At 37.7% G+C, this 16,961-nt stretch carries 15 protein-coding genes; 4 read left to right on the plus strand and 11 right to left on the minus strand.

The window, feature by feature from the left end:
- Positions 1–7: 7 nt before the first annotated feature.
- The 11 genes from hemG to FN756_RS00240 form a co-directional block, all read right to left on the minus strand.
- Positions 8–1,369 (minus strand): protoporphyrinogen oxidase, encoded by a 1,362-nt coding sequence (hemG, locus tag FN756_RS00190; protein WP_142600455.1) that lies wholly within the window; start codon positions 1,367–1,369, stop codon positions 8–10.
- Between the two features lie 86 nt (positions 1,370–1,455).
- On the minus strand, positions 1,456–2,487 hold the full coding sequence (hemE, locus tag FN756_RS00195) for a uroporphyrinogen decarboxylase (protein WP_142600457.1): 1,032 nt from the start codon (positions 2,485–2,487) through the stop codon (positions 1,456–1,458).
- Between the two features lie 101 nt (positions 2,488–2,588).
- Positions 2,589–3,287, minus strand: coding sequence for a response regulator transcription factor (locus FN756_RS00200; protein ID WP_142600458.1), 699 nt, complete (start codon positions 3,285–3,287; stop codon positions 2,589–2,591).
- A gap of 124 nt (positions 3,288–3,411) precedes the next feature.
- On the minus strand, positions 3,412–4,278 hold the full coding sequence (locus FN756_RS00205) for a sensor histidine kinase (protein WP_142600460.1): 867 nt from the start codon (positions 4,276–4,278) through the stop codon (positions 3,412–3,414).
- A gap of 60 nt (positions 4,279–4,338) precedes the next feature.
- Positions 4,339–5,700: a glutamate-1-semialdehyde 2,1-aminomutase gene (gene hemL / locus FN756_RS00210; RefSeq protein WP_142600462.1), complete on the minus strand. Its 1,362-nt coding sequence runs from the start codon at positions 5,698–5,700 to the stop codon at positions 4,339–4,341.
- Between the two features lie 106 nt (positions 5,701–5,806).
- The gene (hemB, locus tag FN756_RS00215) at positions 5,807–6,775 is read right to left on the minus strand and encodes a porphobilinogen synthase (RefSeq protein WP_142600464.1); all 969 of its coding nucleotides are present in this window, start codon (positions 6,773–6,775) and stop codon (positions 5,807–5,809) included.
- Between the two features lie 74 nt (positions 6,776–6,849).
- A complete protein-coding gene (gene hemC / locus FN756_RS00220; protein ID WP_142600466.1) occupies positions 6,850–8,433 on the minus strand; it encodes a hydroxymethylbilane synthase in 1,584 nt (527 codons plus the stop codon).
- A gap of 25 nt (positions 8,434–8,458) precedes the next feature.
- Positions 8,459–9,685 (minus strand): glutamyl-tRNA reductase, encoded by a 1,227-nt coding sequence (gene hemA / locus FN756_RS00225; protein ID WP_142600467.1) that lies wholly within the window; start codon positions 9,683–9,685, stop codon positions 8,459–8,461.
- Positions 9,686–9,840: 155 nt separating this feature from the next.
- A complete protein-coding gene (ispG, locus tag FN756_RS00230; RefSeq protein WP_142600469.1) occupies positions 9,841–11,850 on the minus strand; it encodes a (E)-4-hydroxy-3-methylbut-2-enyl-diphosphate synthase in 2,010 nt (669 codons plus the stop codon).
- An 88-nt stretch (positions 11,851–11,938) separates the two neighbouring features.
- Positions 11,939–12,136, minus strand: a complete 198-nt coding sequence (locus FN756_RS00235) for a PspC domain-containing protein (RefSeq protein WP_142600471.1) — start codon at positions 12,134–12,136, stop codon at positions 11,939–11,941.
- 62 nt (positions 12,137–12,198) lie between these two features.
- Positions 12,199–12,900: an SDR family oxidoreductase gene (locus FN756_RS00240; protein ID WP_142600473.1), complete on the minus strand. Its 702-nt coding sequence runs from the start codon at positions 12,898–12,900 to the stop codon at positions 12,199–12,201.
- Positions 12,901–13,097: 197 nt separating this feature from the next.
- On the opposite strand from FN756_RS00240, the gene FN756_RS00245 reads away from it, so the two are divergent.
- The 4 genes from FN756_RS00245 to FN756_RS00260 all read left to right on the plus strand — a co-directional run bounded on the left by FN756_RS00245 (position 13,098) and on the right by FN756_RS00260 (position 16,691).
- Complete coding sequence (locus tag FN756_RS00245; RefSeq protein ID WP_142600475.1) at positions 13,098–13,832, plus strand: MlaE family ABC transporter permease; 735 nt, start codon at positions 13,098–13,100, stop codon at positions 13,830–13,832.
- Positions 13,829–14,587, plus strand: coding sequence for an ABC transporter ATP-binding protein (locus FN756_RS00250; RefSeq protein ID WP_142600477.1), 759 nt, complete (start codon positions 13,829–13,831; stop codon positions 14,585–14,587). The genes FN756_RS00245 and FN756_RS00250 overlap by 4 nt, the downstream gene beginning before the upstream one ends.
- 2 nt (positions 14,588–14,589) lie before the next feature.
- On the plus strand, positions 14,590–15,471 hold the full coding sequence (locus FN756_RS00255; protein WP_142600479.1) for a class I SAM-dependent methyltransferase: 882 nt from the start codon (positions 14,590–14,592) through the stop codon (positions 15,469–15,471).
- 176 nt (positions 15,472–15,647) lie between these two features.
- On the plus strand, positions 15,648–16,691 hold the full coding sequence (locus FN756_RS00260; RefSeq protein ID WP_142600481.1) for a hypothetical protein: 1,044 nt from the start codon (positions 15,648–15,650) through the stop codon (positions 16,689–16,691).
- The last annotated feature ends 270 nt before the right edge of the window (positions 16,692–16,961 follow it).

Consider the following 16,961-nt stretch of genomic DNA (forward strand, 5'->3'; position numbering starts at 1 on the left):
TAATAAATTACCAACTAATATGCTGTACTAATTTATAAGCCTCTTTTATACAATCATTAACCGCAACACCTTTCGTAAAATTACCCGACACGATAAGCGAAGTGTTGGAAGTGAGTGCTTCAAGTTGTTTTAGAATTGTTTTATGACCGATATTATAAGCCGGAATTGCTTCATTCCACACTGTAATCAACTCTTCATCAGCTCTTAATAAAGAGGGATTATTAAGGTGTTTTGCTAAGGTTTGCCTTGCCATCAAACTAAAATCCTGATCGGTATATTTTTCAAAATCGACAAAATTTCCTCCACCAATCATTACTGTATAACTTGAATAACCAGCTTTACAAAAAGATTCGAAAATTTGATCATTAAATAAACAGCCCAAAATAGGTTGCTGTTGATTGGTAGCTACTAAATATCCAAAACCAGTATGTGGATTTGCTTTTTTATGATAACCCAAATTACAAACAGCCATTGGCGAATAAGCAATCTGATTAAGCAAAGCCGATAATTGAGGATTGGTTGCTTTTGAAAGTTGATAAGAAGGGATAGTACTTACAATAAGATCAAATGATTCTGTGTGACGTTGACCCTGATGATTAAACGTAAGGCATTTCCCGGCATCATCAATATTGACAATTTCAGTTTGATAGCAAATCTTGCCTGCTAATTCTTCTACTAATTTCTTAATGAGAACAGACATACCTCCTTTGAAGCTAATCAGGGCGGATTTCTCAATTGCACCAAAATCATGATCAACTTCAGGCTTTTGCTTCGGACGCTTGAATAAACCTTTAATAACTCCTCCATGCTGGTCTTCCAGATCAGTAAGAAAACTAAGCACAGCAGAAGCCGACATTTTTTTAATGTTACCAGCATAAATGCCGGATAAAACCGGATCTATTAAATCATCAGCTATAGATTTCCCAAAACGACGGGAAATAAACTCATACACCGATTCATCCTGATCTTTCTGCGGTTTGGGTTTAGTTAAAATATCTTTAAAAACTGCCCTAAAGACACCATTGGAAAGCTTGGAGGTTATTGCACTAATTAATCCTCCCGGAACTTGTTCAAGTTTGCCTTCGCGATATAAATATCGAATTTTAGCTGCATCGTTTGACTTCAGCACCTCATTCATTAAGCCCAATTCGTCAATCAATTGCAAAAAGTAGCGCCCTTTACCGGATGGCCTTATTCCACGAGGACCTAACTCAAAAACGAAATCAGCAGTGTTATAGGTTTGCATAACCCCACCGGCTACATCGTTTTTTTCGAAAACCTTTATTTCGACATCAGGAAATTTCTTGGAAAGATAATGGGCTGTAGCCAAGCCTGAGATGCCGGCACCTAAAACAGCGACTTTTTTCATGGATTCTAGATGTGAAATTTGCGTATTGAGAAGAGAACGATTTAAGTTATTATCTCTCTACTCAATACGCGCATCGCAATACTCAATTAGTAACGAAATTCTTTAATCAATTCAACAGCGTATTTCACGTTATCGAAAGGCAAATCGGGCATGATGCCATGACCCAAGTTAAATATAAACCCATCTTCACCACGCATACGCTCAAACAAACGAAGGATGCGTTCTTTGATCACCTTTTTATCAGCGTACAAAATATGTGGATCCAAATTACCTTGAACTGCAGTGCCGGCTGGAAGGTGTTTCTTAATGTCCAAAAGGTCAACGTTCCAATCAATTGAAATAACATCAGGTTTGGCTTCAGCCATTAATGGTGCAAAAACGGAACTTCCTTTACAAAATGAAATCACCGGAATATCCTTGCGGTTGAGTTTTGATATGATTTCTGAAATGTAGAAATGAGAAAACTCTTTATAATCATCCCAAGCTAATGCTTGGGCCCAGCTATCAAAAATTTGTACAGCATCCACTCCTGCTTCAATCTGCATATTCAAATAATCGGCGGTGATTGTTGCTAATTTTGAAAGTAATGCTTTAGCTGTTTCCGGCTCATTATGAAGCATCAATTTAGTTAGCTTGAAATCTTTGGATGATTGACCTTCAACCAAATAACTCATCACTGTAAAAGGAGCACCGGCAAAACCAATCAAAGGCGTTTTATGGGGAGCCAATCGTTCTTTAATGATCTTGATCGCATCTGCCACATATTTTAAAGATTCTTTTGCAGCCGGAACTTGCAGGTTCTCCACATCTTTCATGGTACGAACAGGATTGGCAAAACGAGGACCAACACCTTGCTCAAACGATAGCTGACCGCCCATCGCTTCGGCAGTTACTAAAATATCTGAAAATAAAATGGCCGCATCGATACCCAACAGATCAACAGGTAACATTGTTACGTCGGCTGCAATCTCTGGAGTTTTACACATCTCCAAAAAAGAATATTTGTTTTTAATATCCCAATATTCTTTCATAAAACGACCTGCCTGACGCATCATCCACACGGGAGGACGTTCTGTTTTTTTTGAAAATGCGGCTTTGATAAAAAGTGAATCTTGCATATTTAATAGTTAGAAAGTTGAAAAGCTGAAAGTTTGAAGGTTTGAAAAAACTCTGTCGAGTTTAACATTTTAACCTTTATCCTTTAACCTTAAAACCTGTATTAATCTGTAAATTTATAACCCACACCTCTTACTGAATGAAAATAGCGTGGTTCTTTAGGATTGGGTTCAAAGTACTTGCGGAAACTCAGAATGAAGTTATCAATGGTTCGCGTAGAAGGATAAACATCATAGTTCCATACCGTTTCCAAAATTTGCTCGCGTGAAACTACTTCATTATGGCGTTCAATAAGCAGTTTCAACAACATCGCCTCTTTTTTGGTAAGCATAGTTTTGCTTCCATTGGCTTCTGTTAACTCGAAACTGGTGAAATTAATTTCCTTATCACCAATCTTGTAGGTATTCAATGACTTACCTTCTTCCTTATTACGAATGCTGCGCTTTACTAAAATTCCTACACGAAGAATTAATTCTTCCAAATTAAATGGCTTGGTAAGATAATCGTCTGCGCCTTTCTTCAGGCCCATTACACGATCTTCACTGGTATTTTTAGCGGTAAGAAAAAGAATAGGAAGCTCGGTGTTTTCCAGTCGTATGGTTTCGCATACCTGAAAACCATCAATTTCGGGAAGCATAACATCCAAAATGGCCAAATTAAAGCGTTCTTCTTTTACAATTTTAAGCGCTTTTTTCCCATCTGTGGCAACGGTAACATGGTAACCTTCCAGTTCCAGATTTAGTTTAATGGCTTCAAGCAAATGCTCTTCGTCTTCTACTAATAAAATACGTTGCAGGCTCATTTGATGGATGTTATTTTAGAAATGCAAGTTTATGAATTTGATTAATGCTTTCTTGTAATTGCAATGTCATTTTTAGAAAGAAGTCGAAGGGAAGAAAACATGAAGTCTGTTTGAACGACTAGATTTAAAAAACGACTTCGAACACGCTACCCTTAGGCTGATTATCTTTTACATGAATACTGGCACCATGATTATCCAGCACTTGCTTTACAATAAATAAACCAAGACCTGTGCCTTTAGTTTTACGTGTATCTTCTTGCCCTATTCTATAAAACTTATCAAATATCTTCGGTTTTTCATTATCAGGAATCCCAACGCCCTGATCATTTACATTCAATACGATGCGGTTATCCTTTTTAAACAATTCCAATTTGATCTCAGAATTATCTGCTGAATATTTTACAGCATTTTCAATAAGGTTGGTGATTACCAACTCAAGCGTAAACTTATCACCTACTAAATTTACATTTTCTGCAATATCAGCCTTTACTATCCTTTTTTGTAAAATATTCTGGTGCCTATCGACCACCAGCTTAACCGTTTCTGAAAAATTAAACGATTCTTTTGGGTAGCTATACGAATTGTTCTCGATTTTGGTAGCCATCAACATGTTTTCTACCAAATCATCCAAACGTTCTATATCCATTAATGAATTCCGGATAAAACTTTGTTGTTTTTCCTTATCCAGATCACGTTTAAGAATGGTTTGCAAGTAGAGTTTAATGGAGGCCAGTGGCGATTTTAATTCATGCGTCACAGATAACAGGAAATTCCTTTGTTGCTTATTCAAGGCCATTTCTTCCTGAATTGACTTTTTGATGGCATATGCACCCCAAAGAACCAATATCAAAAAAACAGAAAATTCACCTGCAACCATACCCATTTTGGTAGGTTCTGCCTTAACAAGCAGTAATCCCCACCACATTAGTTGCATCAAAACGTAAGCGATGAGCACATAAAATAAGGTAAGCGGGCGAATTTTACGATTCATTTCTATGAGATATGAGAATTGAGAGATGTGAAAGTTTTATATATCCCATCTCAATTCCATCTAATGTTTAAATGTTATATCTAATGCATCAAAAATAGTGCGTTTGGCCATTTCCAGATCGATCTTTGTATGTGCGGCCGAAACAAATCCAACTTCATAACCGGAAGGACCGAAATAAACACCCCGATTCAGGCATTCACGATGGAAGATTTTGAATTTTTCCATGCTTGTTGGATCAATATCTGCAGCACTTTGGATTTTAGTTTTATCAGAAAATGCGATCCAAAAGATGGACCCTACTTGCTGTACGCAAACTCTATAGCTACGCGCTGAGGCAAACCGTTGAATGGCATCAGCAAATTCCTTGGTTTTATTATTCAGGTCCCGATAAAAACCTAAACGATTCAATTCAGTAAGCTGGGCAATCCCGGCCGCCATTGCAATAGGATTACCCGACAATGTTCCGGCCTGATATACGGCACCTTCAGGTGAAATATTCGACATGATCTCCTCACTTGCACCATACGCGCCAACCGGCATACCTCCCCCAATAATTTTACCATAAGTAATAATATCAGGTTGAATTTGATAGAAACCAGCAGCACCTTCAAAGCCTACCCGAAAACCGGAAATTACCTCATCGAAAATAAGTAAGGATTTATTTTTTGAAGTGATCTCACGTAGCTCCATTAGGAATTCTACATCTTGCAGTAAGAGGCCGTTATTAGCCGGAATAGGTTCAATTATTACTGCCGCGATTTGATCTTTATATTCAGTGAATGCTTGTTTTACAGCCTCTATATTATTTAAAGGAACTACTATTGTTTCTTTCGCAAAAGACTCAGGAACACCCGCAGAGCTGGTTTCTCCAAAAGTTACCAAACCAGAACCTGCTTTAACAAGTAAACTATCGATATGGCCATGATAACAACCTTCAAACTTCACTATTTTATCACGTTTGGTATAACCTCTGGCCAAGCGAATAGCACTCATTACGGCTTCCGTACCAGAACTTACAAAACGTAACTTTTGAATGAACTTATTATTTTTTAAAATAAGTTCAGCCAGTTCATTTTCAATAGCAGTAGGAGCGCCAAAAGTCATTCCCTTTAGTGCGGTTTCGGTTACTTTTTCCCTGATTTTAGCATTGTTATGCCCTAAAATAAGCGGTCCCCATGAACAGCAAAAATCAATAAACTTATTTCCATCTGCATCCCATAAATATGGCCCATCGCCCTTTTCTATAAACAATGGTGTTCCATAAACAGACTTAAATGCACGTACTGGTGAATTAACGCCGCCAGGAAAAAACGTTTTGGATTTTCTGTACAGTTCTGCCGATTTTTCCCTTGAAATGTCAGGTTTTCCTACTGTTGTAACCGGCTGATCTTCTACTGAACTTTTCTTAAATAAACCAAACATACTTGAAACTTACTTTTTGAGAGAACATAAAATATTAAACGCAAGCAAACAAACAAAATTTGTACCGCCTGCGCGTATATATATTAAACTACTATTAATCTATTAATTACATCCAACCGCGCTCCAAAATATCATGAGCATGGTAGGTGATAATAATATTTGAACCGGCGCGGGCAAAAGCATACATGTTTTCCATCACCACTTTTTGTTCATCTACCCAACCGCGTTCAGCTGCAGCTTTCACCATTGAATATTCACCGGAAACATTGTAACAAGCAACAGGCAAATTAGTAGAGGCTTTTAAGTTGTTAATAACATCCAGATATGCCAGAGCTGGTTTTACCATTAACACATCTGCTCCTTCTTGCTCATCTAACCAAGCTTCGCGCATGGTTTCAGCAGGATTGCGGAAATCCATCTGATAGGCTTTGCGATCACCTTTATTGGGAGCAGAGTCAGCAGCTTCGCGAAATGGCCCATAATAAGCTGAAGCAAATTTGATCGAGTACGACATAATTGCCGTGTTCACAAATCCGTTCTCATCCAGCTTGCTACGCATGGCACCGATACGGCCGTCCATCATATCTGAAGGAGCAACCATATCAGCTCCTGCTTCAGCATGTGTTAAGGCCATTTGGGAAAGAACTTCTACCGTTGGATCATTCTGAACATAATCATTCACCAAAATACCACAATGACCATGAGTTGTATAAGCACAGGTACAAACATCGGTAACCACATATACGTCGTCATTAAATGTTTTCTTTAACGCGCGTACCGCAGTTGCAACTATTGAATTATGATCATGAGCTGAACTTGCATCTTCACTTTTATGCTCCCCAACTCCAAAAAGTAGTAACTTATTGATGCCTAATTTGAGGCCCTTCTCTACATCTTTCAATAATTCATCAACTGAAAAATGATTGATACCAGGCATTGCATCTATTTTATGAACTACATTATTACCCGGAACCACGAAATAAGGATACATAAACATATCTTTTGAAAGACGTGTTTCTGCAACCATTTCTCTAACAATTGGATTTTTTCTTAATCTGCGGGGACGATGAATCATTTTTAACGATTAATATGAGTTACGAGTTTTAAGATTAGAATTCATAACTCCAACCCCAAAACCCGCAATTAAAATTACAAAAGTCCGAAAACAGCCTCAGCAAGGCCAATTTCGTCAGGAGAATACGGAATTACATAATTGGTATAGCCGAATTCCTCCAATTTATTTCCGGTTGATTTACCGATGGCTATCACCTTTTGGTTCATGAAAATAACATTGTTATTTTGCAGGTATGCCTCCACATTGGATGGACTCGTAAATATCATGATGTCAGCTGAAGATTGTCCAATATCACTGGTATGAATGGTTTCATATACCGGCAAATCTGTACTTACAATTTGCTCACCCAACTGATTTTGGATGGTGCGTAATGATTCTTTAGCTTGAGGAAAAAGAACGGATTTACCTTTTACAAACGGAAGTAAATGCTCGGCAACTTCTCTAATATCTCCCGAATCGCCTACAAAATCAGGAATTCGTCCATGCTGACGAAGTTCTTGTTCCGACCCTCTCCCCATTACCCCAAATTTTATTTTTTTAGGGATAACAGGCTCCATGCGAAAGAAATTTTCAACTCCATTTTTACTGTTGAAAAATATCCAGTCAACCTTTTTAAGAATATAAGAGTCGAAAGCATTAATGATTGGAAAGGTGCGGATCAATGAACGGTCTTCAATATCCAAATTGAACTTTTTCAATGCACGAGCGAAATAGCTATCTTCCGATAGTTCACGTGATATGAATAAAGATTTTATTGTATTCTTTTTCTTTTTATAATGTTCAAGTATCCGTTCAGGTAAACCTTCGATACTATCGGTTTCAATGAATAAACGACTAGGAAAATCATCCTCATCCTCAGCCATTGAAGTCCATACCTGGAAGTGAGGACCTTCTTTTTTACAGAAAACACCTAAGGGCATATGGCAGCCCCCATCAAATAGGTTTAATACCTTACGCTCAATACCGATTGTTTCTGCAACATTTTTATCATTGATTTGCTGCAAAACATCGAACAGTTCTGTGTCTTTTTCACGAATTTGCAGTGCCAAAACACCTTGTGCTGGAGCAGGAATCATTTCCACCGGATCTATTTCCTCCACGTGAAAATCGCTGAGATCAAGACCTAAACGCGCAACACCCGCTTTGGCTAAAATAATGGCATGGTATTCTCCGTCACGCAGTTTTTGAATCCGAGTAGGAACATTTCCACGTAATTCTTCGAAATCAACATCCGGGCGAAGACTCTTAAACTGAACCCTTCTGCGGGCTGAAGATGTTCCAACAATTCCATTGTAACGTACCGATAACGGACGAACAACATCTACAAAATCTTTATGAATCAATAATAATTCGGTAGGATCTTCACGCTCTGAAACGGCGGCAATCCTTAAACCTTCCGGTGATTCGGTAGGTAAGTCTTTATGCGAATGCACTGCTAAATCAATAGTGCCTCCTAATAATTCTTCCTCCAACTCTTTGGTAAAAAAACCTTTGCCCTCCAATTTGGAGAATGAAAGATTAAAAAAGCTGTCGCCTTGGGTTTTAATAATTTTAATCTCTGATTTCAGACCGATCGCCTCCAACCTTGATTTTACATGGTTGGCTTGCCAAAGAGCGAGATCACTCCCTCTGGAACCTATAACAATTTTCCTTTTCATGGTTTGGTTTGAATTACGTACGAGATTATTGTTGAATCATGATCTCCTTTGCCATCACCATTGGCACGCTAATGTACTTTTTCTCGACGTAATTTAATACTTTTTCAAGAATCTCGCGAGAGGCGGGGTCAAGTGAATTAATTTCTTCCACAAAAACTGTTTCTACTGCTTTTTGTTTTATTTCCTTGATTTTAACAGGCACTTCTCGCATTGCGAGTTCAACCCGGCGCTGACGAAGAATCGGCAAAAACTCTTTAATATTTAGATCGATAATCTGTTCAGCAAAAACCAATTCACTTTGGCGTTCTTTAACATTTTGGTTCGCTATTTCCTGAATCTGTTGTACAGAAATAAAGCTTAGGTTATAATTAGTTATTACTTCTTCCGCCGTATCATTAGGTATGGCTAAATCCAGAATCACTTTTTTATCAGTGCTTCCGTTCAATAAGCCTTCATAGATTTCAGTAGTAATAATTGGATCTGTGGCGCCGGTACAAGTTACAATCACATCGAAACCTTCGCGATAGTTTTTCAATTCCGACAGTGGTAAAGCCTTTGCCCCACCTAGCTCTTCTGCTAATTCCTGAGCCTTTGAAACTGTACGATTAAAAATCACACAGTTTTTCAGATTATGTTTATGAAGATATTTAGTGATTAATTGAATGGTTTCGCCAGCGCCAATGATGATGAATTTTGAATCATAGCCCAATCCTTCATCTCTTAATTTGCGGCAAGCCAGTGATGCAACCGAAACAGGTTTTTCAGCAATTTTAGTATCTGTATAAATCTCTTTTGCTGTTTTCACTACACGATTCATAATCAACCTGAAGAAATCTCCGGTGAAGCCCCATTTACGGCACTCATCATACATTTGACGAACCTGTGCAAGAATTTCTTTCTCTCCAACTACTAATGATTCCAATGAGCAAGAAACCCGCAATAGGTGTTCCATTGCCGACATATTAGTATAAATAGCTGAATTAACGGAATAATACGATTGATCTTCGGCGGTTAGATGTGGATAAGTGAACTTAAGTATTTTTTTTACAAATGTAGAATCAACATCATGTGAATAACTAAAAACAAATTCGACACGATTGCATGTTGCAATGTAGAACAATTCACCGAAATGAAATTTATCTTTCAGAGCCTTTAGCTTTTCAAACCGCTCAGCCGGATCAATGACTAGCCGGCCAACAGCTTGTAGCTCACAATTCTTGTATGTAAATGAAATTACTTTAAGGGCTTTCAAGGAAAACAAATTTATACGCTGCAAATATCTTTAAACTGACTTTCTCTTTTGTCATCAAAGTGTAAAGTCTATTTATTTAGAATTAATATAACCGACTTACATTTAGCACAACAATACAACCAAAATAAACTTAAGTATCTTATTTTAAAGGAGATTTATCCCAGATGTTCAATAATAATTGGTTCAACCCAATCGCCGTTTTCTTTAATGAGATGGATCAATTCATCTACGGCTTTTTCAGAAGGAACGTTGCGTTTAACCACTTCCTTTTCTTTATAAAGAGTTATTACTCCAGGGCCGGTACCCACGTAACCATAATCAGCATCAGCCATTTCACCCGGGCCGTTTACGATACAACCCATAATCCCAATCTTAATTCCTTTCAAATGATCAGTTCTATTGCGAATCAGTTGTGTTGTTTCCTGCAAATCAAACAAAGTACGTCCGCAAGATGGACAAGAGATGTATTCAGTTTTTGAAATTCGGGTTCGGGTAGCCTGTAAAATTCCAAATGCAGTAGAATTGATTACTTTATTTGAAATGCCATCAGCACCTAACCATAATCCATCTCCAAAACCATCTACCAATAACGCTCCGATATCAGTTGAAGCATAAAGCTGAAACTGATCAACAGTAAGAGGTGCTTTTTCTGAATACGTTCTTTTGAGAATTACAGGAATATCTATTTTTTGTTCAAGCAAATTGAAATAAACCCTACGTTGCTCAGCCATTCCATGTCCGCTTTCTGTCGTAAGAACTAAAACAACGTTATTTTTTAATGAGTGAATGAATGAATCAGTAAATGAATGAATATTACCTTCAACAAAATTCAAGGTTTCATCTTTTACCTCTGCAGTCAAAAACTCCTCAACCCTAAATAAGGGATGAGCATTACTTTGATCATCCAGATTTCTCCAGGTAGTATAATTATAAACCAGTTTAAGGTTTCCGGGGAAATTAAAAGACGGTAAATTATTTCCTAAAAATGCAAAATCAGCTGTTTGCTCACTCATATTAAATTTATCCAGCATAGCTGAATAATTATAACCAAGATCGGCTAAGATGGATGGATCTTTCAGATTTTCGCCTGAAATATCAATCATTACACGCGGAACATTGTGCCCTCCAACATTTACAACTTCATGAGTTTTGTGTTTTTTATATCCGTACGGGCTGTAAGGGATTTCAGATTTGGGGTTTCGAGTTTCGGATATTAATGAATCCTTATTATTCTCAACTCCAGCAACCCGAAACTTGTAACGATTTGCTAAGGCTATCGCAACCGGTGCTTCAAATTCTGGCTCCTCAGTTAAAGAAACACGAATCGTGTCGCCTAAACCGTCTTCTAACAATGTTCCGATTCCTACAGCTGATTTAATTCGCCCATCTTCCCCATCACCCGCCTCGGTAACACCTAAGTGTAATGGATAGTTCATGCCTTCGGCCACCATTTTTTCAACCAGTAAACGATAAGCCTGAACCATTACTTTTGGGTTACTCGATTTCATGGAGATTACCAAATCGAAATACCGCAAATCTTCACAAATCCGTACAAACTCTAAAGCCGACTCGACCATGCCTAGCGGTGTATCTCCATACTGACTCATAATCCGATCGGAGAGAGAACCATGATTGGTACCAATACGCATAGCTGTACCGTATTCTTTACAAATATTAACTAGCGGAGTAAAGCGTTGACGGATCTTCTCCAGTTCTTGCTGATACTCAGCTTCAGTATATTCTAATTGTTGAAATTTCTTTTTATCGATGTAATTGCCAGGATTTACGCGCACCTTTTCGACAATCCTCGCTGCGGCCTCTGCTGCATTGGGCGTAAAATGAATATCTGCAACCAGTGGAACCTTGCAGCCTCGGCGACGCAATTCTTTCTTTATTTCAGCAAGATTTTGAGCTTCTTTAATGCTCGGCGCTGTAATACGAACATATTCACAGCCTGCTTCAACCATACGGATGGTTTGCTCAACAGTACCAATGGTATCCATGGTATCGGTTGTAGTCATCGACTGTATACGAATTGGATTATTTCCTCCCATAGGAATATCACCAATCTTTACCTCACGGGTAATAAAGCGCGAATATTCACTCAAAGAATTACAGTATTTGCCTTTAAGCGTTTTGAGTTGGTTGATCTCAGCCTGGTTCATAAAAAAGAGTTACGGCGCAAAGTTAAAAACTATGCTCATAACTCTTCTAAAGATCATTAAATTAAAAAAGGCTTAGTATAAAATGGGGTTACTGACTAATTTCTGTTTTGTCAGGCATTATAATCCAAAGGATAAGATATAGCAGTAAGCCGGAGCCAAAACCAAAAAAAAGTATCAAGAAAATAATTCGAACAATGGTTTTATCGACATCGAAATATTCACCCAAACCAGCACATACACCACCTATTACTCTGTCTTCTTTGTTTTTATAAAGCTTTTTTGTCATGAGTTTATGTTGAGTTTAACTAAAAATAAACAATTCCTATTGATGTACAATAAAAGCGAATGTTAAACTTCTCCAAAAGTAGGTCGAATTATAATTTCATCTACCACAGCTCCTTCACTCATTTTCCAAGCGTTCAAAATCGCTGAAGCTACATCTTCCGGCTGAATAAATCTACTTGCAGGAATAGTAGTTCCTTCCCAAGAAGCGGTAAGTGTTGAACCCGGCAAAACGGCGGTAACTTTTATCCCCCGGTACATCAATTCTTCTCTTAAAACTTTAGTAAGACCGAGCAAGGCAATTTTTGACACACTATATGACCCGGCAGCAATAACAGGTTTAATGCTGGCTATTGAACAAATATTAAAAATATGCCCCTTCCCTTCTTCCAGCATCGGCCCGGCCAGGTATTTTGAAAGATAATAAGCCGGGTAAACATTCGTTTCGATCATTGCTTCTAATGAACCATCTTCTTCATCCATAATAGTTGACGGAATATATTGACCAACATTGTTCACCAACACGTCAACTGTTCCCAATTCTTCAGCTATAAAATCAACAAACGCCAAAAGCTCATCCTTATTGGCACAATCTAAACTTTTATGAACAATTGTTTGATTAGGATATTTGTCTTTCAATTCATTTCCCAGAAGTTCCAAATCATCTTCATTGCGTGCGCAAATGGCAAGATCAAACCCTTGCTCTGCAAAAACTTCTGCGACTGATTTTCCAATTCCGCGAGAAGCACCGGTAATAACTGCTATCATATTAGTTAAAAGTTATAAGTTCAAAGTTATAAGTTTTTTGAAGAGCAGATGGGAGATAATGCCGCTAAATCCATCCTGAACTATGGTTCAATGAACTATTGAGTCAAGCCTTAATAAACTAATGACTAATATTGCTTATTTTCGCAAAATATCCGCAGGAGTTTAACTCTGCAAATTACTTCAGAAAAATATATCGAATGCTATTTTATCATTTAGGAAAATACGTTTTACTAATGAAGGCTTCATTGAAGAGGCCTGAAAAATGGAGTTTTTACTGGAAAGAGATTATTCGTGAAATGGTATCAATTGGAGTGGGTTCAGTGGGTATTATTAGCATCATCTCGATCTTTATGGGGGCGGTAACTACCGTTCAAACAGCCTTTCAATTGGTAAGTAACTTAATTCCATTATCCGTTATCGGACAAATTACACGTGATAACTCTATTCTGGAATTGAGCCCAACGATTGGAGCCTTGGTGTTAGCCGGAAAAACAGGATCAAATATCGCCTCTCAAATTGGCACCATGCGCGTTACAGAACAAATTGACGCATTGGAAGTTATGGGAGTAAACTCGCCAGGGTATTTAATCTTACCAAAAATAATTGCTGGCATCACCATGATCCCAATGCTGGTAATTGTTTCTGTATTTCTGAGTATTTTAGGTGGAATGATCGCCGGAAACCTTTCTGGCGCAGTTACCCAATCGGAATACATTACTGGTTTACAAGCCGACTTCAAAACTATTCTGTTAACCGCAGGTATGGTTAAAGCAATTGTTTATGCGTTCATCATCACCTCCGTTTCCTCTTACCAGGGATTTTATACCGAAGGCGGTGCATTAGAAGTTGGCGAATCAAGCACCCGTGCTGTTGTTGTAAGCTGTATCCTGATTTTATTTGCCGACTATATTATTGCCCAACTGTTATTATGATCGAAATTAAAGACATCTATAAATCGTTTGATGATAAACAAGTTTTAAAAGGCATTACCTCCACTTTTAAAGAAGGTAGTTGTAACTTGATTATCGGAGCGAGTGGTTCGGGAAAAACCACGCTGATTAAGTGTATGGTAGGTTTGCATGAAGTAGATTCTGGCGAAATTTTATATAATGATCGGGATTTTGCAAATCTTGATTTCCATGAACGCATTCCCATCCGTAAAGAAATTGGTATGTTATTTCAAGGATCCGCTCTTTTCGACTCTTTGACTGTTCAAGAAAATGTAATGTTTTCACTGAACATGTTTACAGAGATGCCAAACAGTGAAAAGCTTGATCGGGTAAATTTTTGTTTGAGCCGTGTCAATCTGGAAAACGTAAATAAAAAATTCCCAGCTGAGCTTTCAGGAGGCATGAAAAAACGTGTGGGTATTGCCAGAGCAATAGCCATGCAACCCAAGTATTTATATTGTGATGAACCCAACTCCGGCCTTGACCCTAAAACCTCAATTGTAATTGATAATTTGATTAAGGAAATCACAGAAGAATATAACATCACCACCATTGTAAACACACACGACATGAACTCTGTGATGGAAATTGGTGATAATATTCTCTTTTTACATAAGGGTGAAAAATGGTGGGAAGGCTCAAGTAAAGATATTCGTCACACACACAATAAAGAACTTAACGACTTTGTATTTGCTTCTAAATTCTTTAAAGAAGCAATGGAGAGTAATAACTTATAACAATGATCAATCTTTTAACGCCCACAAACTGGAAAGATTACGAGTTAATCGACTGTGGCAATTTTGAAAAACTGGAGCGTTTCGGAAAATACATCCTGATACGCCCCGAGCCACAGGCTGTTTGGGACAAAAATCTTAGCGAAGCAGAATGGACTAAATTACACCACATTCGTTTTAAAGGCCGTTCAGCCACTTCCGGCGAATGGATTCAAAAAGACCGTTCACAGCCTGATCGCTGGCATATTGAGTATAAAACCAAAGACCTTGACCTGAAGTTCAGGTTAGGACTTACTTCTTTTAAACATGTGGGTATCTTCCCTGAACAGGCAGCAAACTGGGATTATATTGCTGAGTCGATTAAAATGATGAAAACTCCGCAGCCTAAATTCCTCAACCTTTTTGCTTACACCGGAGGAGCATCTATTGCGGCCAAATGTGCTGGAGCTGATGTTACTCATGTTGATTCGATTAAACAGGTTGTAACCTGGGCCAAAGAAAACATGGAACAATCCCATCTTAACAACATAAGATGGGTAGTAGAAGATGCATTAAAGTTTGTGCAACGAGAGGTAAAACGAGGTAAAAAATACAATGGAATCATTCTGGATCCTCCTGCTTATGGAAACGGCCCCAATGGAGAAAAATGGAAGCTGGAAGATAACATCAATGCGATGATGAAAGATGTGGTAAAGCTTCTCGATGAAGAAGAACACTTTCTTATTCTCAATACCTACTCATTGGGCTTTTCATCAATTATTGTAGAAAATTTAATTAAAAGTTCATTTCCACAAGTGAAAAACCTTGAAATCGGAGAACTTTGTTTAGAAATTACTAAAGGCGGAAAATTACCACTTGGCGTTTGGGGGAAATTTAGATCATTCTAACTAAAGAAAATAGTCCATGAACCAATCCATGGATTATTTTAAAAACCTACAAAAACCTGTAACTCTTACCTGCTTTCATCGTAAACATCCACTAACCATTACTAACCATTCTACATCATTTCTTGTTGTATAAGCAATAGACGAGATTCTGCGAATGGAATTAAAAATCAAACTCAATGAAATTAAATAAAAATATTTTAATTTTCGGAACCTTAACAATCCTTGCTTTTTCGTCATTTGCTATTTTCTATGGTTTTAATAGTTCTGGAAAAGAAATTATTAAGTCCGGCGAGAATAAAAAAACCACTACCATTAGTGCTAATATTAAAAAAAAGGCCTCCATTCCTATTATTGATCCGGAAAATGACATCCCTTATTCGCCTATAACCTTTGATACGCTGGGAAAATGGGTGGTAAAAGGCCCTAAACCTTTAGCTAATTCGATATTACCAACTAACAGGATCGTTGCCTTTTACGGAAATCTATATTCCAAAAAAATGGGTGTTCTAGGCGAATATCCAGGAGCTGAAATGTTAAATCGTTTAGATACCGAAATAAAGAAATGGCAACTTGCTGATCCGAAAACTCCGGTTAAACCAGCCTTGCATTTAATTGTTGTTACGGCTCAGGGGCAACCTGGCAAAAACAATACTTACAATTTGCGCATGCCGTACAAGTTAATTGACAGCACCTTATCGTTAGCCAAAAAGCGAAATGCTATTGTTTTTTTAGATATTCAGGTTGGACACAGCACTTTGCAACAAGAAATTCCATTGCTTGAAAAATACTTAAAATTACCTAATGTACATTTGGGCATTGATCCGGAATTCTCTATGAAATCAGGCGATGTACCGGGTAAGCGCATTGGAACATTTGATGCTGCGGATGTAAATTATGCAATCAATTATTTACAAAATTTAGTAAAAAGTGATAGCATTCCTCCTAAACTATTAATCGTTCACCGATTTACCCGTAAAATGGTTACCAATTCAAAAGATATCAAGCTGAAAAGAGAAGTTCAGGTAGTAATGCACATGGATGGCTGGGGGCCTTCTGATCTTAAAAAAGATACCTACAAACAGTATATCTATAAGGAACCCGTTCAATACACCGGCTTTAAATTATTTTTCAAAAATGATATTAAATGTGGAAAGCCAATGATGGAACCCAAAGATGTATTGGCGCTTTACCCACAACCTTTGTATATTCAATACCAGTAAAACCTGCAGTTGATAATATTAAAAAGTCCGTCTTGAAATTATTCGAGACGGACTTTTTTATTAAGGCAAGCTTCTTCTCATGCATTTTGCGAGAACTTCTTCCCGGAAGCTGCAATTTTCACCATCGAATAAAAAAGAATCAAACATAATCCACTTAATATAATCATACTAATAAGCATAATTGTACGTGAACCAGGTAATTCAAGAAAATTAAAAATTAAACCTGCTAAAAAAAAGAGCATGCAGGTCACTGCCGGAAAGAGCAACTTG

Origin of the sequence: Solitalea koreensis, assembly GCF_900182575.1 — a bacterium.
GTDB classification, from domain to species: Bacteria; Bacteroidota; Bacteroidia; order Sphingobacteriales; family Sphingobacteriaceae; genus Solitalea; species Solitalea koreensis.